General features: G+C 72.2%; 19 protein-coding genes. 12 read left to right on the plus strand and 7 right to left on the minus strand.

Features of this window, described 5'->3' with window-relative positions:
• Positions 1-187: 187 nt before the first annotated feature.
• The gene (locus QSK37_RS44435) at positions 188-1,009 is read right to left on the minus strand and encodes an SAM-dependent methyltransferase (protein WP_285633917.1); all 822 of its coding nucleotides are present in this window, start codon (positions 1,007-1,009) and stop codon (positions 188-190) included.
• A 392-nt stretch (positions 1,010-1,401) separates the two neighbouring features.
• On the opposite strand from QSK37_RS44435, the gene QSK37_RS44440 reads away from it, so the two are divergent.
• A complete protein-coding gene (locus QSK37_RS44440; RefSeq protein WP_285633919.1) occupies positions 1,402-1,761 on the plus strand; it encodes a DUF805 domain-containing protein in 360 nt (119 codons plus the stop codon).
• Positions 1,762-1,946: 185 nt separating this feature from the next.
• A complete protein-coding gene (locus QSK37_RS44445; RefSeq protein ID WP_285633921.1) occupies positions 1,947-2,681 on the plus strand; it encodes a PIG-L deacetylase family protein in 735 nt (244 codons plus the stop codon).
• A 70-nt stretch (positions 2,682-2,751) separates the two neighbouring features.
• Here the strand turns inward: QSK37_RS44445 and QSK37_RS44450 are convergent, their stop codons facing one another.
• Positions 2,752-3,456 carry a cytidylate kinase family protein gene (locus tag QSK37_RS44450; RefSeq protein ID WP_285633922.1) on the minus strand — a complete coding sequence of 235 codons (705 nt, stop codon included), beginning with the start codon at positions 3,454-3,456 and terminating at the stop codon, positions 2,752-2,754.
• Between the two features lie 385 nt (positions 3,457-3,841).
• Here QSK37_RS44450 and QSK37_RS44455 point away from each other — a divergent pair, with 385 nt between their 5' ends.
• The 3 genes from QSK37_RS44455 to QSK37_RS44465 all read left to right on the plus strand — a co-directional run bounded on the left by QSK37_RS44455 (position 3,842) and on the right by QSK37_RS44465 (position 5,962).
• Positions 3,842-4,330, plus strand: coding sequence for an RNA polymerase sigma factor (locus tag QSK37_RS44455; protein WP_285633924.1), 489 nt, complete (start codon positions 3,842-3,844; stop codon positions 4,328-4,330).
• Positions 4,327-4,938, plus strand: coding sequence for a methylated-DNA--[protein]-cysteine S-methyltransferase (locus tag QSK37_RS44460; RefSeq protein ID WP_285633926.1), 612 nt, complete (start codon positions 4,327-4,329; stop codon positions 4,936-4,938). The genes QSK37_RS44455 and QSK37_RS44460 overlap by 4 nt, the downstream gene beginning before the upstream one ends.
• A gap of 193 nt (positions 4,939-5,131) precedes the next feature.
• On the plus strand, positions 5,132-5,962 hold the full coding sequence (locus QSK37_RS44465; protein ID WP_285633928.1) for an MBL fold metallo-hydrolase: 831 nt from the start codon (positions 5,132-5,134) through the stop codon (positions 5,960-5,962).
• A 12-nt stretch (positions 5,963-5,974) separates the two neighbouring features.
• Here QSK37_RS44465 and QSK37_RS44470 read toward each other — a convergent pair whose 3' ends face one another.
• Complete coding sequence (locus tag QSK37_RS44470) at positions 5,975-6,361, minus strand: STAS domain-containing protein (protein WP_285633930.1); 387 nt, start codon at positions 6,359-6,361, stop codon at positions 5,975-5,977.
• 390 nt (positions 6,362-6,751) lie between these two features.
• On the opposite strand from QSK37_RS44470, the gene QSK37_RS44475 reads away from it, so the two are divergent.
• Both QSK37_RS44475 and QSK37_RS44480 read left to right on the plus strand, forming a co-directional pair.
• Positions 6,752-8,014, plus strand: a complete 1,263-nt coding sequence (locus tag QSK37_RS44475; RefSeq protein WP_285633933.1) for an FAD-dependent oxidoreductase — start codon at positions 6,752-6,754, stop codon at positions 8,012-8,014.
• A 58-nt stretch (positions 8,015-8,072) separates the two neighbouring features.
• Positions 8,073-8,279, plus strand: coding sequence for a hypothetical protein (locus QSK37_RS44480; protein ID WP_285633936.1), 207 nt, complete (start codon positions 8,073-8,075; stop codon positions 8,277-8,279).
• 13 nt (positions 8,280-8,292) lie between these two features.
• Here the strand turns inward: QSK37_RS44480 and QSK37_RS44485 are convergent, their stop codons facing one another.
• Both QSK37_RS44485 and QSK37_RS44490 read right to left on the minus strand, forming a co-directional pair.
• On the minus strand, positions 8,293-9,666 hold the full coding sequence (locus tag QSK37_RS44485; protein ID WP_285633939.1) for a tyrosine-protein kinase domain-containing protein: 1,374 nt from the start codon (positions 9,664-9,666) through the stop codon (positions 8,293-8,295).
• 23 nt (positions 9,667-9,689) lie between these two features.
• Entirely contained in the window at positions 9,690-10,691 is a 1,002-nt protein-coding gene (locus QSK37_RS44490) for an MraY family glycosyltransferase (RefSeq protein ID WP_285633942.1), read from the minus strand.
• 378 nt (positions 10,692-11,069) lie between these two features.
• On the opposite strand from QSK37_RS44490, the gene QSK37_RS44495 reads away from it, so the two are divergent.
• The 5 genes from QSK37_RS44495 to QSK37_RS44515 all read left to right on the plus strand — a co-directional run bounded on the left by QSK37_RS44495 (position 11,070) and on the right by QSK37_RS44515 (position 17,553).
• Positions 11,070-11,936 (plus strand): hypothetical protein, encoded by an 867-nt coding sequence (locus tag QSK37_RS44495; RefSeq protein WP_285633945.1) that lies wholly within the window; start codon positions 11,070-11,072, stop codon positions 11,934-11,936.
• Between the two features lie 88 nt (positions 11,937-12,024).
• The gene (locus tag QSK37_RS44500) at positions 12,025-13,227 is read left to right on the plus strand and encodes a glycosyltransferase (protein WP_285633948.1); all 1,203 of its coding nucleotides are present in this window, start codon (positions 12,025-12,027) and stop codon (positions 13,225-13,227) included.
• The gene (asnB, locus tag QSK37_RS44505) at positions 13,215-15,137 is read left to right on the plus strand and encodes an asparagine synthase (glutamine-hydrolyzing) (RefSeq protein ID WP_285633951.1); all 1,923 of its coding nucleotides are present in this window, start codon (positions 13,215-13,217) and stop codon (positions 15,135-15,137) included. The genes QSK37_RS44500 and asnB overlap by 13 nt, the downstream gene beginning before the upstream one ends.
• Positions 15,137-16,258: a glycosyltransferase gene (locus tag QSK37_RS44510; protein ID WP_285633954.1), complete on the plus strand. Its 1,122-nt coding sequence runs from the start codon at positions 15,137-15,139 to the stop codon at positions 16,256-16,258. The genes asnB and QSK37_RS44510 overlap by 1 nt, the downstream gene beginning before the upstream one ends.
• Positions 16,255-17,553: an oligosaccharide flippase family protein gene (locus QSK37_RS44515; protein WP_285633957.1), complete on the plus strand. Its 1,299-nt coding sequence runs from the start codon at positions 16,255-16,257 to the stop codon at positions 17,551-17,553. Before QSK37_RS44510 ends, QSK37_RS44515 begins: the two co-directional genes overlap by 4 nt.
• Here the strand turns inward: QSK37_RS44515 and QSK37_RS44520 are convergent.
• Positions 17,530-18,375 carry a class I SAM-dependent methyltransferase gene (locus QSK37_RS44520; protein ID WP_285633960.1) on the minus strand — a complete coding sequence of 282 codons (846 nt, stop codon included), beginning with the start codon at positions 18,373-18,375 and terminating at the stop codon, positions 17,530-17,532. The genes QSK37_RS44515 and QSK37_RS44520 overlap by 24 nt on opposite strands.
• Positions 18,372-19,673 carry an O-antigen ligase family protein gene (locus QSK37_RS44525; protein ID WP_285633963.1) on the minus strand — a complete coding sequence of 434 codons (1,302 nt, stop codon included), beginning with the start codon at positions 19,671-19,673 and terminating at the stop codon, positions 18,372-18,374. Before QSK37_RS44525 ends, QSK37_RS44520 begins: the two co-directional genes overlap by 4 nt.
• Positions 19,674-19,763 lie beyond the last annotated feature (90 nt).

Here is a 19,763-nt window from a genome sequence, read left to right on the forward strand (position 1 = left end):
CGCGGACCCAGGGCCTTCGGCCGGGTCCGCGCGTCACCGGACTGTCATCTCATGGGTGACGGAGACCGTCGTCGACGGCGCGTTCCGCCCGCGCGGGCCCGCCGTACCTCTCCCCCAGCGCCGTACCCCGGGCCCCCCGCCGTACCGCCGAGGATGACCGGCGGGCGGACCGTGGCACGAGGAGACGTCAGCTCTTGCGGCCGACCGCTCCGTACAGCCACCCGGTGGCGTCCGGCGCCGGGTCCTCCGGGTCCGGGCGCCACACGTCGAGTGTGACCAGGCCCGGGTCGACCAGGTCGAACCCGTCGAAGAAGTGACCGATCTCCGCGTGGTCGCGGAAGTAGATCGGCGTCGGCGTCGTGGCGTACACCGCCTCGATCTGCGCGACGGCCTCCGCGGCCTTGCCGTCGGTCGTCACGTGGGTCGCCGCCAGGTGGCTGCCGGGGGCGAGCGCGTCGCGCAGCCGGCTCATGACCGCCGACCGCTCCTCCACGGTCAGGAAGTGCACCATGGCGATCATCAGCACACCGACCGGCTCGTTGAAGTCGATCAGCTTGAGCGTCTGCGGGTGCTCGAGCACCTGGTCCGGATAGTGCATGTCGGCCGTCGCCACCGCCGTGTTGTCGTCGGCGGCGAGCAGCGCGCGGCCGTGAGCGAGCACGACCGGGTCGTTGTCGACGTACACCACCCGTGCGTCCGGGTTGATCTCCTGCGCGATCTCGTGCGTGTTGCCGACCGTCGGCAGGCCCGAGCCGATGTCGATGAACTGCCGGATGCCCTGCCGGGCCATGTACCGCACCGCGCGACGCAGGAACGCGCGGTTCTCCTGGGCCAGCTGCCGGATCTCGGGCATCGCGTCGGCGACGCGGTCGACCGCCTCGCGGTCCACCCGGTAGTTGTCCTTGCCGCCCAGGTAGTAGTCGTACATCCGCGCCACACTGGGCCGGCTGACGTCGATCTGGGGGATCGTGGGGTCGCTCTGCTGTCCGATGGGAATGCCTCCGTCCAAGCCATGCCGACGGATCGTCGCGCCGACACGATGCCTCCCCGCCGCGATAAACGATCTTAGTAGAGAAGCGACGGACGTACGGGAGGATTCTGGCAGACACTGACGCTAATCGTGGACGTCCGGACGGTTCCGTTCGCCGTACGCGGAGGGGTTCGCGCCGGTACGGGTCGCGGCGCCCGGCGGGGACGATCCCGCGGCGGGCACACGCGCTGCCGGACCCGCCCCCGGCTCGTACGGTCCGGATCGACACGATCGGCCGCCGGAAAGATCGAATGGCGCCCGCCGATTTTCCCGGCGGATCTCACTGGCCACCACGGGTAATTGGATTTACTCTGTTTCTGCTCTCGCGGAATCCGGGGTTAAAGCGCGACGCGAGGCAGAAGGGGAATGCCGTGAACTGGTACGTGGCGGTACTCAAGAACTACGCGGGTTTCAGCGGCCGGGCACACCGGACCGAATACTGGATGTTCTTCCTCGTCAACTTCGTCATCTCCGTCGTACTGAACATTCTCTCGACCTGGGCGAAGGTGTTCAGCTTCATCGACCTGATCTACGCGCTCGCGGTGCTGATCCCGTCGATCGCCGTAGGTGTTCGCCGTCTGCACGACACCGGCCGGACCGGGTGGTGGACGCTCATCGGCTTGATTCCCATCATCGGCACGATCATCTTGATCGTCTTCCTGGCCACCGACGGCCAGCCGGGCGACAACGAATACGGGCCGAATCCAAAGCACGCCCCAGCCGTGGCCTGAACCGGCCACCATGTGAACCCGAGGCCCGGGAGAAGTTTCTCCTCCCGGGCCTCACCCTTTTCTCCCCACCCATTCCGCTGAACCAGAATTCGCCCTCCCGTCGAAAAGGCATCGCCGCCTTCACCCATCCCGGAAACCCCATGCGGCGAACGGTGGGTACCCGCCACTGAGTAGGGTCGGCGGACATGAGTCCCCCGAGTGAGCCGCTGGACCCGGTCGACGAGTCGTGGTCGCGCGCCCTGGCCGTGGTCGCGCATCCGGACGACATGGAGTACGGGGCCGCCGCGGCCGTGGCCCGCTGGACCCGCCAGGGCAAGCGGATCACGTACTGCCTGGCCACGAGCGGTGAGGCGGGCATCGACGCGATCGCCCCCGAAACGGCCGGCCCGCTGCGCGAGGCCGAGGAACGCGCGGGCGCGGCACTGGTGGGCGTCGACGAGGTCGAGTTCCTCGGTCATCCGGACGGCGTGATCGAGTACGGCCTGAACCTGCGGCGCGACATCGCCCGAGCCGTACGACGACACCGGCCCGACGTGGTGATCACCGGCAACCATCACGACACGTGGGGGCCCGGCGCCCCCAACCAGGCCGACCACATCGCGCTGGGCCGCGCGGTGATCGACGGAGTACGCGATGCCGCGAACCGGTGGGTGTTCCGCGAACTCCTCGACGAGGGCCTGGCCCCCTGGCGCGCCGCACGGGTACTCGTGGCCTCCAGCCCACGGGCGGCACACGGCGTCGACGTCACCGCCACCTTCGACGAAGGCGTCGCCTCCCTTCGAGCGCACGCGGAGTACCTGCGCGGCCTGGGCGAGAACGCGATGAGCGACCCGGAGAAGTTCCTCGCCGAACTCGCCCGCCCGGTCGGGGCCCGGCTGGGCACCCGCTACGGCGTCGCCTTCGAGATCATCAACCTCTGACCGGCCGGCGCCATCGAACCCACCCGCGGCGTGCATCGCGGCTTGTGTCTCGAGCCGACGCTGATCCGTGTCAGATCTCGTGTGCCGACCGGTGCTTTCTGACGTCCCAGGCGGGCCGCTGGAGCTCGTCGTTGTTCACGATGATGTCGGCGTGGTCGGTCGGGTGGTCCCGAGTGAAGTAGAGCCGTTGGGAGGGGATGTAGCGGTTGCGCCAGGACCGCTCGATCTCGGTCGTGTCGGCGGTGAGTCCGGCCAGTGCCGTGCCGCGGGCCTGGGCGCGATCCAACGTCCGATCGAACGTGACGGCCATGAAGATGCTCAGGTCCCACCGGTCGAGCAGCTCTGGGCGCAGGAGGAAGACACCGTCGAAGAGCAGCACGGCGTCCGCGCGGGCCGTGGCGACCGGGAGCGACAGTGTGGTGTCCGTTTCCCGGTGGTAGACGGCTGTCTGGAACCTTCGATCTCCGTTCGGGCCCAGCGGGTCGAGCAGCACCCGGCGCATCGAGTCGTGGTCGTGGGCGTCGAAGTAGCAGCCTTCGGGCGAGTACTGGCCGCGTCGATAGCGTTGTGCGCGGGGGAACAGGAAGTCATCGATCGTCGCGCGGATGACTTCGCGGCCCTGTGCACGGAGAACGACGGCGAGTTCGTCGGCCAGCGTGGTCTTGCCCGCGGCGGGCGGCCCGTCGATGGCGACCCTCAGCGAGTGCGTGGTCGTGGCGGATCCGATCTCCGCGATCAGTCGGCCGAGGAGATCGTCGCGGGTGCCGTGTCGCATCATCTGTCCCCATCCGTGCGCCTGGCGCTTTGCCCCAATGTATCGAATCGATATATCGAGGGGATATGGCTTACGGGGGATGTGCGCGCTCCCGGCGTGTCGCCCATCAGTCCGGTCAACAACGCGAACCAGCCGGCCCCGGCGCCGCTGCCCCCGCCCGCATGGGCCGCCGAGCCCGCGGGGACCCGCGGCTGTTGAGCCGGCGATCTCCTGTTCTCGCCGCCGGGCGTCACAAGGTCGACGGACGCACGGCCCCGCCGCTGCGCGGAGGGTGGGCGAATCCGCAGCGGGGAACCAGCCCCGTACGGGAAACTCCGCTCCTCCGCACCGGCGCCGAGTCGCGATCTCACGTTCTCGCGCCGTGGCGCGTCTACAAGATGTGACCATGCAACCGTTCGAGCAGATCGTGACCGCGTACGGCCCGATGGTGCTGCGCGTCTGCCGGGCCGTGCTCGGGCCGGAGGACGCCGATGACGCCTGGTCCGAGACCTTCGTCGCGGCGATGAGGGCCTACCCCGGGTTGCCCGCCGGCGCGAACGTCGAGGCCTGGCTCGTGACGATCGCCCACCGCAAGGCCATCGACGTCACCCGCGCCGCCGCGCGCCGGCCCACGCCCGTCGAGGCCCTGCCCGAGCGTCCCAGCCGTACGGGCCGGCCGGAGGACTGGGACGGTGACCTGTGGCAGGCGTTGCGCGGCCTGCCCGCCAAACAGCGCCAGGCCGTGGCGTACCACTACCTCGCCGGGCTGCCGTACAAGGAGATCGCCGGGCTGCTCGGCGGGAGCACGGACGCCGCGCGCAGGGCGGCGGCCGACGGTCTGAGGACCCTGCGCTCCACCTACCCGGCCACCGACCACGAGGAGATGGCTCGATGAACACCGCACAAGACCCTCAGCACCTGCTCGCGGCGCTGCCCGCCGACGACGAACCCGCGCTGGCCCGGCTGCATGACCGTCTCGCGGACCGGGCCGAACGCGAGGGGATCCTCGACGTCGCGTACCGCACGCTGGACACGCCGGTCGGCTCGCTCCTGATCGCCGCCACCGCGCGGGGCCTCGTACGGGTCGCCTTCGCCGTCCAGGACCACGACGCGGCGCTGCGCCTGCTCGCCGACCAGGTCAGCCCCCGTGTCCTCCACGCGCCCGTACGGCTGGACGCGGCGAGCCGGCAGATCGAGGAGTACTTCACCGGCCGGCGAACCGGGTTCGACCTGCCGCTCGACTGGCGGCTGTCCCGTGGGTTCCGGCGCGACGTGCTGTCCCACCTGCCGGACATCGGCTACGGCCGCACCGAGACGTACGCCCAGGTGGCCGCGGCCACCGGCCGCCCGCGCGCGGTACGGGCGGTGGGGACCGCGTGCGCCACCAACCCGCTGCCGATCGTCGTGCCCTGCCATCGGGTGGTGCGTTCCGACGGCACACCCGGCGGGTACGCGGGCGGCCCCGAGGCCAAGCGCACCCTGCTGGCCCTCGAAACCGGCTGAGCAACCGGCTGACAGGTCCACGCCGCTCCCGACGGACTCAGAAGTCCATGCCACCCGCGTCGGGAGCGGCCGGAGCCCTCTCCTCGGCCCTCGCCCACGTCGTGTGACTCCCGGCACCGGGACTGATCCTCTCCGTAACGGGTAGAACCTGCCCCACGCCGTGCGCGGTGCGACCGGGTGAACAGGGGGAACGATGGCAGGTCTGACCGACGCCGACGGACTGTACTTCATCGGCAACGCCACCATGGTGATCCGCTACGGCGGCTTCACCCTGCTGACCGACCCGAACTTCCTGCGGCACGGCCAGCGGGCGTACCTCGGCTACGGGCTGAGTTCGCGCCGGCTGCGCGACCCTGCGATCTCGATCGACGAGTTGCCCCGGGTGGACGCCGTCGTCCTGTCCCATCTGCACGGTGACCACTGGGACCGGGTCACCACCCGGCACCTCGACCGCGACCTTCCCATCGTCACCACATCCCATGCGTCGCGGGGACTGGCCCGGCGCGGCTTCGGCCGTACCCGTCCCCTGCGGGTCTGGCAGGAGCACGAGTTCATCAAGCAGGGGCGCAGCGTACGGATCACCTCGATGCCCGGCCGGCACGCCTTCGGTCTCACGGGCCGCATGCTTCCGCCGGTGATGGGCTCGATGCTGGAGTTCGGCCCGGCCGGCGGCGGCACCGAGCTGCGGATGTACATCAGCGGCGACACGCTGATGTACGACGGGCTGAAGGAGATCCCCCGCCGCTATCCCGACATCGATCTGGGAGTCGTGCACCTGGGCGGTACGACGCTGCTCGGCCTGTCGATGGTCACGATGGACGCCCGGCAGGGCGCCGACTGGACCGAGATGATCCGCTGCCGCCGCGTGGTGCCGGTCCACTACGACGACTACACCGTCTTCACGTCGGGGCTGGCGGACTTCGAGGCGGAGGCCCGCGACCGCGGCTTCACCGACAGGCTCCATCCGGTCGGGCGCGGCACGAGCATGCCGTTCGGCGACTTCGCGCGGACCACCACGCGGTAGGTGAGCCGCGCGTCAGCCGGACGGGCCAGCGGGGGCGTCCTCCTCCAGGGCGGTGACGACGGCCGTCGCGACCGCCGAGCCGACGTCGTCGAACGTGGGGATCGCGCGCGCGACCGCCGTGATGTCGAACACCTTGCGGACGATGCCGCTCGGCGCCACCGCCGCGTACAGCGGGCGGCCCGTCGCACGGGCCCGGGTGTTCGCGCGCAGCAGCGCGTTGACCGCTGAGGAGTCGCAGAACGTCGTCCCGGTCAGGTCGGCGATGATCGGTTCGTCGCCGGAGTTGAGCAACGCGAGCAACTGCTCACGGACCCCGTCGGCGTTGGACGTGTCGACCTGCTCGGGCAGCTCGACGACGGTGTAGCGGCTGGTGCGCCAGGTGGGCAGAGCGGAAACCACGGCCCGTACCATCCAGATCCCCCTTGTGTCATTCCGAATGGTGGGGCGGCCTCACTGTTGGACCGCGACGACTCGTCTCACCGATACGACGCGCCGCCCCCTGCGGCACGCCTTCGGATCCTGCGGTGTTTCGCATCAGCGGCCGGACATCCCCCGTCCGGCGGTCACCACTCTGATGAGACGCTCCCCTTGCCAGGAGGTTATCCCCTCATTCCCTGATAGATACACCGATTTACTGCTAATCCGGCATAGATCACAGCACGGGGAGTATCGCGACTAGGACACACCGGTACGCCCGCGGAGAGCAGAGAGCCGAGCGTCCGAACGCGAGGACAATCATGGCGCGTTGTTTCGTGTAAACAGACTGGTCAGCGGGGTAATCGATGCGACATGCGCATCGTCGCGGGCCCGACCGACCACGTGGTCGTCGTCGGTGCGGGCCTGTCCGGGCTGGCCGCCGCCCTGCACCTGTGCGGGCGGGGCCGGTCGGTAACCGTCCTGGAACGTGCGGCCGTGCCCGGCGGGCGTGTCGGACGCCGTGACGTCCGCGGTCACCGGCTCGACACCGGGCCCGCCGTGCTCACGATGCCGGACGTCGTCGAGGAGACCCTCGGCGCGGTCGGCGTCGCGCTCGACGACCGGCTCACGCTGACCCGCCTCGACCCGATCTGCCGCGCGTACCTCCCGGACGGCTCGGCGCTGGACGTACGGGCCGGGCGGGACGCCGTGACCGAGGCGCTCCGCGCGTACGCCGGCCCGCGTGAGGCGGCCCGGTACGGGCGGCTGCGCGACCGGCTCGCCCGGCTGTGCCGAGCCCCGTACACCCGGCTCTCCGGCACGCCGGCGCTCCTGCCCGGCGGTTTCGGTCACCGGTTCCCCCGTGCCGAGCCGTCCCCGGCGCTGGCCGCGGTCGCCGCCATGGACGCCGCCGGCGGAGCCTGGTTCCCGCACGGCGGGATGCGGGCGCTGCCGGACGCCCTGGCCGGAGCCGCCGCGGGAGCCGGCGTCGACCTGCGCCACGGCACCACCGTGTCGGCCCTGGAGCGCCACGGCCGCCGCGTCATCGCCGCCCACACCACCGGCGGTGAGCGGATCCCGTGCGACGCCATCGTGCTGGCCTGTGCGCCCGCGACCGCCCGCCGCCTGCTCGGCCACGCGCCGTCGCACCCGTACCGGGCCGCGCCGTCGGCGGTCGTCGTGCACCTGAGCGCGACCGGCGACGGCCCGGCGCACCACAACCTGCTGTTCGGCGACCCGGCGAGCGACACGCCGCTGCTGGTGACGCGACCCACGGCGACGGACCCGGCGCTGGCGCCCGGCGGGCGGCAGATCCTGTCCGTGTCCGTCCCGTTGCCCCGTCCGGGCGACGGCGCGAAACGCGCCGCGCAGGCGTCCTCGGAGGAGACGGTCGCTCTCGTCGCCGCCCGGTGCGGCCTGAGCGGGGTGGAGACGCTCGCCGCCTTCACCGCGGACGGCGCGGAGATCTCCGGCCCCGCCCTCGCCCGTACGGCCGACAACGTGGTGTTCGCCGGCCACGGCGCGATCCCCGGTCTCGACGTGCCCACCGCGCTCCTGTCGGGACGGCCGGTCGCCGACCGCGTCACGGGCACGCCGGTCCCGCGCCCCCGCCCGTACGCCGGGATCACCCGGTGAGCGATCATCCCGGCCGCGTATGGACGCCCGCGTGGACCAACTGCGGTAGCTGCCCCTGGTGCTGCTTCCGGCCGGCTCCGTGGCGGTCCCCGTCTCCTGCGGCCTGTCCGGCGGCCGGGCGTCCGGCCACCCGGCGCGGACGCGCCTGCCCATCGCCGTGGTGTCCGCGGTGCGGGACGTCGTCGCGACCGGCCTGCGGCGTGGCACCGGCCGGATTCTGCCGCTGCCGCTGGAGGCGCTGTCTCCTGTGAGCCGCCGCGCCTGAGGGTCCGGCGCGCTCAGCGTTGCGTCGCGAGCCGCCGCCGGGCGGCCGGCCGGAACAACCTCAGGTCGCCGCCGGGGTACGCGCCGCGCGCCGGCTGGTCGCCGTTGAGGACGGTGCCGAGCACGCGTGCGCGCACGGTCTCCAGCCGCTCGACCGCCTGGGCGACGTCCTCCCGCCGCGTCCGGCCGTGCCGGGCGACGACGAGCGCGCCCGCGCACCCGTGCGCGAGGACCGCGGCGTCGGTGGCGGACAGCACCGGTGGCGTGTCGATGAGCACGATGTCGGCCCGATCGCTCAGCGCGTGGATGACCGAGGGCATCGACCGCGACGCGACGAGGTCTCCGGGGTTGCCCCTGGCGGCGCCGCCCGGCAGCACGGACAGCGTGTCGGGGCCCCACTGCCGGAGCACCTCATCGACGGTACGGCCGCCGCTGAGCAGCTCCGCCAGCCCGTCGGCCTCCTCGACGCCGAGCCGGGAGGCCAGCGGCGAACCGCGCAGGTCGGCGTCGACGAGGATCACCTTCCAGCCCGCCTCCGCCAGCGACACCGCGAGATTGCACGCGACGGTGGTCTTGCCCTCGCCGGGAAGGGCGCTGGTCACGACCACCGATCGGGGCAGGGCGTCACCGTCCTCGGTGAACCGCAGGTTGGCACGGATTCGCCGGAACGCCTCGGCGAGCGGCGCGTCGCCGCGTACGCCGAGGTCGATGCGGCCGTCGGCGGGCACGGCGCCCAGCGCGGTACCGCCCGCGACCTCCCGCAGCGCGCCGGCCGAGCGGATCGAGGTGTCGGCGCGGTCCCGCAGGACGGCGCCGGCCACGCCGACGGCGGCGCCGATCACCAGCCCGATCCCCAGGTTGACCAGGGGCCGCGGGCTCACCGGTCCTCGGGGCTGATCCGCGTCGTCGGCGACCGTGACGCGTACGCCGGCCGGCGCGCTCCGGTCCGGCCGTTCGAGCCGGTCCACGTAGCCGGCGAAGGTGGTGCCGAGGGTGCGCGCGATCCGCGTCGCCAGCTCCGGAGAGCCGTCGGTGACCGTGGCGCGCACCAGGACGGTGTCCGGCACCGCCATCGCGCTGATCTTCGGCTGTAGTTCGTCGGCGGTCATGCCGTCGCCCAGCGCCGCCGCCACCGCGGCCACGACGGTCCGGCTCTGGATCAGCTTGGCGTACGACTTCGCGCGGTCCTGCGACAGCAGCGCGCCCTGGTAGGCCACTGCCGCGTTCCCCCCGTTGGCGGGCGCGGAGACGATCATCGTGATCGTCGCGGCGTACCGCGGGCTCATCCGCGTCGTGGCGAAGGCCGCCGCGATGAGGGCGAGCAGAATCGAGGCCGCGACCAGCGTCCATCGGCGCCGCAGCAGGCGAAGGTAGTACAGCGGTTCCATCGCGCTCCCCTTCCGGCCGGAACTCACGTGGTGCGAAGCCGCTCGTCGTGCTTGGCGTACACCGGCACCTTCAGCAGCAGCCACACGAACACGCCGCCCAGCCCGGTCGCGACGGCGAGGGGCACGGGCGCCGGCACCCAGTCCCACAGGACCGGCAGGACCGCGAGGCAGGTGACCGCGGCCGCGCCGGACAGCGCGAGCGCCACCTGTCCGGTGCTGAGGCCGAGCCGGCGCAGCCGGTGTGAGACGTGGTCGGTGCCGCCGAGCATCAGCGGCCGGCCCGCACGGTGCCGTGACACCAGGACGACGCAGGTGTCGACGGTGGCGACGAAGGTCACCATGAGCGGCCCGGCGACGCCCGTGTCGTCCGACCGCGCGAACACGAACAGCGCCGACGCCGAGATCACGAAGCCGATGAACAGCGAGCCGGCGTCGCCCATGAAGATCCGGGCCGGCGTCCAGTTGTGCGGCAGGAACCCGGCGCATCCGCAGGCCAGCGCGACGAGCAGCACGCTCACGCCCCGCTGCCCCACCATCGTCGCGGGCAGGGCGAGGGACGCGCCGGTGACACAGGCGACGCCGGCCGCGGCGCCGTCCATGTTGTCGAGCAGGTTGAAGGAGTTGGTGATGACGACGATCCACAGTACCGGCAGGACGTAGTCGAGCCAGTTCCCGAAGATCTTCACGTGGCCGCCCGCGCCGACGACGGCCGCGGCGGCCACCCCCTCGACGGCCAGTCGCGGGTACGGCGACAGCGGCCGCAGGTCGTCGACGAGGCCGAGCAGCGCCACGGCCGTCGCGGCCACGAGCAGGATCCGCAGGTGCGCCTCCGCACCGCTCAGCGCGGCGACCGTCGGCACGATCACGCCGGCGGCGATGACGACGCCGCCCAGGTACGGCGTCGGCCGCTCGTGACTCTTGCGCATGCCGGGCCGATCGGTCAGTGCCAGCCGAACGGCCAGCCTGCGGACGAATTCGGTCAGTATCGCGACCAACACGAATGCAGCGACCGCCACCCACGTCATTGCCATTGATTCTGGTCTCTCGTTGACGGCAGCAGCTTCTCAGCTCTGTTACCGCGAGAGACGGCCCGCAAAACACCGGCGCACGGGAGAACAGTCGGCACAGCCGTGCACGTTTCGGGACACCGCGAATCGAAACATTCACCCGAACAAAAGATTGTCAACGGTGGTCAATATTTGCAAGGGTTCAAAGAATCGGCCCAGCGTGATAGCGTGCGGCTGATTTTTGAACGGGACCAAGCATGCCATTTTCCGGAATGGCACAGAGGGCAGTTCAAGCGCGCGGATAACGAAATGTCCAGATTGGCCAGGGGGGGCCTGATGGGTTCGGCAATTAGAGTATCTGGCGGTATCGCCGCCGCCGCACTGATGATGACTGGAATGGCCGTCGCACAGCCGGCGTACGCCCGCCAGATCGTGTACGTGCCCTGCAACACGGCGGCGCTGATCGCGGCGGTCAATGGCGCCAACACCATCGGTTCGGGGACGCTCCGGCTCACCTCGAACTGCGACTACGTCCTGACCGCCCCGTCGGCGACCGGGCGTGGCCCGGACGGGCTGCTGGTCACCGGCGACATCTCGATCATCGGCGGCAGCTCGACGCGAATCACCAGGTCGGCCACTGCCGCGGCGTTCCGGGTCCTCGAAGTCGGATCGGGCGCCAGGCTCTACCTGCGGAACGTCTTCATCTCCGGGGGACTGACCGACAACACGGTGCCCGCCAATGACTCGGGCGGCGGCATCCTCAATTCCCGCGGAACAATCGTTCTGTACCGTACGACCGTCTCCGGCAACACCGCGGACAACGGCGCCGGGATCTCCAATGACAGCGGACGCCTGATCACCAGCTACACGCTCGTCCAGAACAACTCCACGCGCGCCGGCGGTGGCGGCGGCGGTGGCGTGTACAACGACGGCGCGATCATGGCGTCCAACAGCATTATCAGGGGCAACCGCGCCAACACGAACGGCGGCGGTCTCTACAACGGCCAGGGCGGCCGGGCCGAGACGTACCGGACCACGATCGACCACAACACGGCGGGCGCCAACGGCGGCGGTCTCTACAACACCGCCGACGCGCGGTTGCTCCTGCGAAGCACTCTGGTCCAGCTGAACTCCGCCACCAACGGCGGCGGAATCTTCAACGGCGGCATTCCGAGCCGAGTGTCGCTGAACAACAGCCTCATCCAGCACAACACACCGAACAACTGCGTGCCTCTGGGCTCGCTGTTCGGCTGCACGAACTGACCCGCGTTCGACCCGTCACGGCGGTCGTCACCGGGTACGCGCGTACCCGGCGACGACCGCCCGAGAATGGAGATGCGTGGTGGCCGGCATGGCTGAACTCCGCACCAGCGACTTGCACACGGGCCGCCGGTCCGCCGGCCACGGACGACCGCCGACGGCGGCCCTCCCGGCCGGGCCCGCACGCGTCTGCCTGCTGATCGGCCAGCTCGGCCTCGGCGGCACCGAGAAACAGGTCGTCCTGCTCGCCCAGGGCCTGCGCGCCCGCGGCATCGACGCTCACGTGCTCCTGATGTTCGAGGGCGGTCCGCGGGAGAGCGCGCTGCGGGCGGCCGGTGTGCCCGTCGTCCATCTGGGTTTCGCCTCCAGTGCCGTGGGAGCGCGCATGCTGCCGGCGAACGCGGTCGCCTTCGCGCGGCTCGTCCGCCACCTGCGGCGGCTGCGGCCCGCCGTCCTGCACGCGTTCCTCTTCCACAGCTACGTGACCGCCGCCCCGGCCGCGCGCCTGGCCGGCGTCCGGGTGCTGGTCGCGGGCCGGCGCAGCCTCGGTGACTTCAAGCGCGGCCGCCATGTCATGCTCGCGGTCGAACGCCTCGCCACCGGCATGACCGACCTGCTCGTGGCGAACGCCGAGGCCGTCGCCGAGGACACACGGCGCCAGGAGAAGGTCTCTTCCGACAAGATCACCACCGTCTACAACGGCCTGCCGGACTCCGCGTTCGCCCCGGCCGCCCCCGCGGTCATCGACACCACCGCGCCGGTCGTCCTGTGCATCGCGAACCTCAAGCCCGACAAGGGCCACCGCTTCCTGATCGACGCCGTCGCGCGCCTCCGCGACCAGGGCCTGCCGACCACTCTCGCCCTCGTCGGCGGCGGGCCGCAGCGCCGCGCGCTGGAGGAGCAGGCGGCACGCCTGCGTGTCGACGTGCGCTTCCTCGGCACCCGTACCGACATCGAGCCGCTGCTGGCCCGCGCCCAGGTCGTGACGCTGCCGTCCCTGCACGAGGGCATGAGCAACGCCGTCATGGAGGCCATGGCCGCCGGGCGCCCGGTGGTCGCCACCGACGTCGGCGGAACCGGCGAGCTGCTGCGCGACCGCGGCGTCCTGGTGCCGCCCTCCGACGCCGCGGCGCTCGCCGAGGGGCTCGGTCGCGTACTGCGCGACCCCGGACTGGGCGACCGCCTCGCCGCGCGGGCGCGCGCCTGGAGCCTGCGACACCTTCACGTCGACGCGATGGTCGACCGCCACGTCCAGATCTACCGAGAGCTGCTGGAGCGCCGATGTGCGGAATAGCGGGAACCGTGTCGGCCGGCGCACCGGACGCCGGGCTGGTCCACCGGATGTGCGACGCGCTCGTGCACCGGGGCCCCGACGGCGCGGGCTTCCACACCGACGACCACGCCGCGCTCGGCATGCGCCGGCTCGCCATCATCGACGTGGCCGGCGGAGACCAGCCGGTCTACAACGAGGACGGCACCGTCGCCGCGGTCCTCAACGGCGAGCTGTACGACTACGGCCGGCTGCGCGACTCGCTGCGCCACCGCGGGCACCGCCTGACCAGCGAGGGCGACACCGAGTGCCTCGTCCACCTCTACGAAGAGTACGGCGACGGCCTGGTCGACCAGCTGCGCGGCATGTTCGCGTTCGCCATCTGGGACGCGCGCCGGCGACGCCTCCTGCTCGCCCGCGACCGCGTCGGCAAGAAGCCGCTGTACTACCGCTCCGACGGCGCCTCGCTCGTCTTCGGCTCGGAGCTGAAGGCGCTGATGCAGGATCCGTCGATGCCGCGCGAGGTCGACCCGGTCGCGCTGCACCACTACCTCACCTACCAGTACGTCCCGGCTCCCTGGTCGATCCTTCAGGGGGTGCGCAAGCTCCCGCCCGGGCACGTGCTGGTCTGGCAGGACGGCCGGCACGAGGTCCGCCGCTACTGGCGGCTGGACTGCACGCCGCGCCACGTCGCCGACGAGCGCGAGGCGGCCGAGGAACTGCGCGAACGGCTCCTGGACGCCACCCGCGTGCGGATGGTCAGCGAACGCCCGCTCGGTGCCTTCCTGTCCGGCGGCCTGGACTCCTCGGCGGTCGTGGCGGCGATGGCCCGCCAGACGACGGGCCGCGTGAAGACCTTCAGCATCGGCTTCGAGGAGCAGAAGTTCGACGAGCGGCACTACGCCCGCAGGCTTGCCGAGTGGTACGGCACCGACCACCATGAGCTGGTCGTGCGCCCGTCCGCGCTCGACGTGCTGCCGGCGCTGGCGTGGCACTTCGACGAGCCGTTCGCCGACTCGTCGGCGATCCCCAGCTTCTACGTCGCCCGGATGAGCCGCGAACGGGTGACCGTCGTGCTCAACGGCGACGGGGGCGATGAGACCTTCGGCGGCTACCGGCGGTACGTCGCGATGAACCGGACGCGGCGGATCCACCTGCCGGCGGCGCTGCGGCCCCGGCTCGGGCGGCTCGGCTCGCTGCTCACCTCGCGCAACGCGCCGCAGTCGCCCGCGTGGAAGGCCGGGCGCGTCCTCGAACTGCTCAGCCACCCGCCGTCCCGCCGCTACGCGCGGATGATGTCCTACTTCGACCCCGAGCAGAAGCTGGCGATCTACTCGGACGCCCTGCGCGAGCGGCTCGCCGGGGTGGACAGCTACGAGATCCTGGACGCGGCGTTCACCGCCTCGTGCGCCGGATCCCAGCTCGGCGCCATCATGGACGTCGACGTCAACACGTACCTGCCGGGCGACCTCCTCGTGAAGTCCGACATCACCACGATGGCCAACTCCATCGAGGCGCGCTCGCCCTTCCTCGACCACCACCTGATGGAGTGGGCCGCGGCGCTGCCGGCCGACCTGAAGATCCGGTCGGGCACGACCAAGTACCTGCTGAAGAAGGCGGTGGCGGAGTGGCTGCCGCCCGAGTTGGTCAACCGCCCGAAGATGGGCTTCGGGGTGCCGCTCGCGGCCTGGCTGCGGACCGAGTTGCGCGACCTGTCGCGGGACCTGCTCACCGACCACACGGCGCGATCGCGCGGCCTGTTCCGCCACGACGCCGTCGAACGGCTGCTCCGGCAGCATGAGGAGGGCACCGACCACAGCCCGCGCATCTGGGCGCTGATCCAGTTCGAGCTGTGGCACCGCGTCTTCATCGACGGCGCGCACACGCGGGCCGACACCGCCATCGCGGCGGGCGTCGACAGCTGGCGGGCCTGATGGCCGACCGGCCGCTGCGCATCGTGCTGTCCATCGGGTCCCTCCAGGTCGGCGGGACCGAGTCCCAGCTGGTCAAGCTGGCAGGGCGCCTGACCGCCCGCGGCCACGAGGTGCACGTGCTCGCGGTCCGCCGCGGCGGACCGTACGAGGACGATCTGCGGGCGCTGGGCGTGCCCACGCGGATCTTCTCCTACTCCGGGCTGAGGTCGCGCGCCCCCTCCGGCCGCCGGGACCCGCGGATCCTGCTCGCCGAGGTCCGCGAGCTCCTGGCCATATGGCGGCACCTGCGGGCGCTACGGCCCGACGTCTGCCACGGGTTCCTGTTCACCTGCTACACCCACGTCCTGCCGCTCGCCCTGCTGGCGGGCGTACCGGCGCGGGTCAACGGGCGCCGGGGCGCGGCCCCGCAGCAGCCGACCGGGCTGCTGCGCGCGGCGCTGGACTTCGCCGGCCACCGCTCCTCCAGCCTGTACGTGACCAACTCCCGCGCCCTGAGCGCCCGGCTCGTACGGGAGGAGAAGGTGCCCGCCGGTCGCATCGAGGTGATCGCCAACGGGGTCGAGCCGCCCGCCCGCGTCGCCGATCCCGCCCGGAGCCCGGCGCGCGGGATCGTCGTCGCGAACCTCATCGCCTACAAGGGGCACGCCGACCTGATCGAGGCGCTCGCGCTGCTGGACGCGCCTCCGCCCGTCCGCCTCGTCGGCGAGGGACCCGAGCGCGAGCGGCTCACCGCGCTGATCGAGGCGCGCGGGCTCAGGCACGTCGTCCGGCTCGCCGGGGGCGCGCCCGACGCGCGTGCGCTGCTCGCCGACCACCAGTTCGCCGTGCTCCCCTCCCACTCCGAGGGGCTGCCGAACGCGGTCCTGGAGGCGATGGCCGCGGGCCTGCCGGTGGTCGCCACACGCGTCGGCGGGGTGCCCGAGGTGCTGGCCGACGGCGTGGCGGGCCTCGTCGTACCGCCGCACGACCCGGCCGCACTGGCCTCGGCGATCGAGCGGCTCGCCGGTGATCCGGAGCTGCGGCGGGCGATGGGCGCCGCCGGGCGGCGCGCCGCCGAACGCCTCAGCGTCGACGAGTGCGCCGCCCGGCACGAGGCGGTGTACCGGCGGCTGCTGCAGTGAGGACCGCGGTCCGCCAGGTCGCGCACACGGTCGGTATCCGCGCCCTCTTGGTGGTCCTGGGCGCGGTCAGCGGCATCGTCATCGCCCGCGCGCTGCAGCCGGAGGGGCGCGGCGCGTACTACGTCATCACCACGATCGGCACCATCACGATCTCCGTCGGCCACCTGTCCATCGAACAGGCGCAGGTGTGGCTGTGGTCGCGCGGCGCCGACCGGCGGGCCCTGACCGCGAACGGGCTGGTGCTCGGGCTGGCCGTCGGCGCGCTCGCGGCGGTCGCCGCCGGGGTGCTCGTCGGCGTGCTGGGCCAGGACGTCATCCCGATCGCCGGCTACGGGCAGCTCGCCACCGCGCTCGCCGCGATCCCGTGCGCGATGGCCGTGGTCTATCTCAACAACATCCTCGTCCTGCGCTCGCGGGTGCAGGTCGTCAACACGGCCGCGCTGCTCGGCGGAGTGCTGCAGTGCGGGCCGCTGCTGCTCCTCGCGGCCGTCGCCCGGCTGTCTCCCGCGCAGGTCGTCCTGTTGTGGGCGGTGTCGGTGACGGTCCCGCTCGCGGTGCTCGTATCGGCGGCGCGCCCGCGGCTCCACCACTGGGACCGGTCGCTCGCGCGGCGGGCGGTCGACCGCGGCCTGCGGTACCACCTCGGCCTGACCTCGCTGTTCCTGCTGTTCCGCGCCGACATCCTGATCCTCGACGGGATGACGACGACCGCGGCGGTGGGCCTGTACTCCCTCGCGGTCAGCCTCGCGGAGCTGACCCGGCTGGTCACGGACGCCATCGCGCAGATCGCGCTGCCCCGCCAGCTCGGCACCGACGACGAGGGGGCGGCCGCCGCGACCCTGGCCGTCACGCGCCTCAGCACGATCGTCGCGGTCGCCTCGGTCGCCTCGATGTGCCTGGCCGCGCCGCCGCTGATCCCTCTCGTGTACGGCACGGCGTTCGCGGGCAGCGTGCCGTCGCTGATCGCGCTCGCGCCGGGGCTGCTGGCGCTCGGCGCGACCCGGCCGATCGGGGCGTACCTGCTGCGGCTGGACCGCCCGATGCTCGCCTCATCCATGTCGGTGGCGGCGCTCCTGGTCAACGTGGCGCTGAACCTCGCGCTCGTGCCGTTCTTCGGCATCGTCGGCAGCGCGGTCGCCTCCAGCATCGCCTACGCGACGCTGGCCGCCCTGCAGGTCGCGTGGTTCGTGCGCGCCAGCGGCGCGTCACCCCGCGACCTGCTGCCCGGCCCTGCGGAGGTGGCGTACGCGCGGGGCCGGCTGGCGGGGCTGTCAGCCGCGCGCCGGAGTGCCTGACGCGCGTTCGAAGAGGTACTCGTTGCAGCCGATGCCGCCGGCGCAGGTCTTGAGGTGGCGCAGCTCGAAGCCGCGCTCGCGCATGAAGGCGAACACCTCCTCCGGCTTGGCCACCTCGAACGGGTAGCCGCCGACCCAGTCGACCAGGTCGTGTCTCACCGACATACCGCGCGCCCGCGGCGGGCGTACGAGCGTGGTCTCGCCGCGGACCATCCGGAGGGCGGTCGCCAGCGGCTTGCGGCGGTACAGGTAGGCGGCGCTGCCGAGGACGAGCATCCGCCGCGCCAGCGCGCCGGACCTGTTGTACCGGCGCTTGACCCGCCGCCACATGCGGCTCTCCAGGCCCTGGTCGTTGTAGATGGAGATGAACAGCAGGCCGTCCGGCGCGACGAGGCCGGCGGCGTTGTCCATCGCCCGCCACAGCTCACCGGTGTGGTGCAGCACCCCCCACGAGTAGACGATGTCGTACCGGCCGAGCCCGGCGACGCCCTCCTCGTCCAGGATCGACCCCGTCGAGACCGTCCAGTCCGCGTCCGGCGCGAACCGGTCGCGCAGGGCGAGCGTCGCGGCGACCGAGTCGGGGTCGTAGTCGAAGGAGCGGACGCGAGCGCCCATGCGGTGCGCGGCGAGTGAGAACAGGCCGCTGCCGCACCCCACGTCGAGGAAGGTCCGGCCGGTCAGATCGGTGGTGCCGAGCGGTCCGGCGAGTGAGCCGGCGGCGGCCTTGATCCTCCCCTCGTCGACGAGCTCGATGAAGGCACGCCAGTTGTTGCCGAAGGCGAACCGATCACCGTCGAGGACCTCTTGCCTGCCGTCGATCATTTCTGTGCTCCCGGTGCCGAGGTGATGGAGTGCTCCCGCGACGCGGGAGCGGCGAGCAGGCCGCCCACGGCCAGCCAGAACGGCGTGCTGACCACGAGGTTCGCCAGCGGGTTGGCGAAGAGCATGCCGACCGCGTAGGCGGCGACCATCGCGCGTGGTATCGCCGCCTCGCCGGACGCCGGACTTCTCATCGCAAGCCAGATCAATACGAGAAAGACGATGAGCGCCGGAATTCCGGTCTCGGCGGCCAATCGCAGGTAGTCGTTGTGGGTGGCGATGTAAATGCCGATCTGGGAGGAGTTCGCGGCATGGAAGGGAAAAACGCCGTAGCCGATTCCGCGGAGCGGATGCTCGGCGGCGACCTTCGCGGCGTACCACGCGACGTGTTCGCGGACGGAGGAGTTCTGGCTCAGCTCCGTGGCCGTCCGGTGGCCGACCGCCACGTGCTCGGCGGAGTCGATCGCGGCGGGGAAGACCGTGCCGAGGACGACGGCGACGGCCACGATCGCCACCTGGATCCCGCGCCGCCGGCCCTGGAGCAGCACGACGGCCAGCCCGGCCCCGGCCGAGACGAACGCGCCCCGCGACTGGGTCGCGGCCATCGCGGCCACGCAGACCCCGGCGGGCACCAGCCACGCGGGCCGCCGGTGGCGGAGCGCCAGCCCGGCCGCGGCGACGAACGGCAGCGCGAGGAGCGCGCCGAGGAAGTTGGGGTTCTGGGCGAACCCCACGAGCCGTCCGCCCTCCCGGTGTCCGGCCGCCAGGGCCCATCCGGCCGCGGCCGACCCGGCCGCCGCGGCGACCCGCGCCATCAGGCCCGGCGGTGGCGGGGACGCGGCGACCGCCGCCGCCAGTCCCAGCCCGGCGAGCAGGCAGATCAGGTCCGAGAACCGGTCGGGCGAGCCGCCCGGCCCGCCGGCGGGCAGCACGTACGCGAGGAGCACCAGGAGCCCGAGCACCGCGATCCACAGGTGCGCCGGACGGGGCGTCCGGGTGCCGGCCACGAGCTGGACCGCCACGACCAGCGTCACCACGGCGATGGCGCCGAGCGTGACGGTGGGCGCGTCGAACAGCCCGGCGAGCAGGCTCACCGGGATCAGCAGCAGGACGCCCGCCGAGCCGGCCACCGTGAGCACGCCGAGGACCAGCATCGCCACCGCACCGAGCACCGGCCATGAGCGGTTGACCGCGAGGAAGGCGACGACCGGGGCGGACAGCGGCAGCAGGGACGACGGCCGGGCCGCCGCGCGGCGGAGTGAGGCCGCGAGCGCGTCCGTGGTCGTGCCGCCGCGTCGCATCGCCCCCCGCCCGCCGGCGCGGACTCCGCCGATCCGGCACCGCGCTGATGTCGTGGCCGGGTTTCTGATGACCGACTTTTTTGATCACCA

It is taken from the genome of Actinoallomurus iriomotensis (genome assembly GCF_030269445.1).
Lineage (GTDB): Bacteria > Actinomycetota > Actinomycetes > Streptosporangiales > Streptosporangiaceae > Actinoallomurus > Actinoallomurus iriomotensis.

Bases quoted from the DNA above. Each gene is read 5' to 3' on its own strand.
- QSK37_RS44445 (WP_285633921.1), top strand. From the start codon at position 1,947: ATGAGTCCCCCGAGTGAGCCGCTGGACCCGGTCGACGAGTCGTGGTCG.
- QSK37_RS44450 (WP_285633922.1), bottom strand. From the start codon at position 3,456: ATGCGACACGGCACCCGCGACGATCTCCTCGGCCGACTGATCGCGGAG.
- QSK37_RS44455 (WP_285633924.1), top strand. From the start codon at position 3,842: ATGCAACCGTTCGAGCAGATCGTGACCGCGTACGGCCCGATGGTGCTG.
- QSK37_RS44460 (WP_285633926.1), top strand. From the start codon at position 4,327: ATGAACACCGCACAAGACCCTCAGCACCTGCTCGCGGCGCTGCCCGCC.
- QSK37_RS44465 (WP_285633928.1), top strand. From the start codon at position 5,132: ATGGCAGGTCTGACCGACGCCGACGGACTGTACTTCATCGGCAACGCC.
- QSK37_RS44475 (WP_285633933.1), top strand. From the start codon at position 6,752: ATGCGCATCGTCGCGGGCCCGACCGACCACGTGGTCGTCGTCGGTGCG.
- QSK37_RS44485 (WP_285633939.1), bottom strand. From the start codon at position 9,666: ATGGAACCGCTGTACTACCTTCGCCTGCTGCGGCGCCGATGGACGCTG.
- QSK37_RS44490 (WP_285633942.1), bottom strand. From the start codon at position 10,691: ATGACGTGGGTGGCGGTCGCTGCATTCGTGTTGGTCGCGATACTGACC.
- QSK37_RS44495 (WP_285633945.1), top strand. From the start codon at position 11,070: ATGGCCGTCGCACAGCCGGCGTACGCCCGCCAGATCGTGTACGTGCCC.
- QSK37_RS44500 (WP_285633948.1), top strand. From the start codon at position 12,025: ATGGCTGAACTCCGCACCAGCGACTTGCACACGGGCCGCCGGTCCGCC.
- asnB (WP_285633951.1), top strand. From the start codon at position 13,215: ATGTGCGGAATAGCGGGAACCGTGTCGGCCGGCGCACCGGACGCCGGG.
- QSK37_RS44510 (WP_285633954.1), top strand. From the start codon at position 15,137: ATGGCCGACCGGCCGCTGCGCATCGTGCTGTCCATCGGGTCCCTCCAG.
- QSK37_RS44520 (WP_285633960.1), bottom strand. From the start codon at position 18,375: ATGATCGACGGCAGGCAAGAGGTCCTCGACGGTGATCGGTTCGCCTTC.
- QSK37_RS44525 (WP_285633963.1), bottom strand. From the start codon at position 19,673: ATGCGACGCGGCGGCACGACCACGGACGCGCTCGCGGCCTCACTCCGC.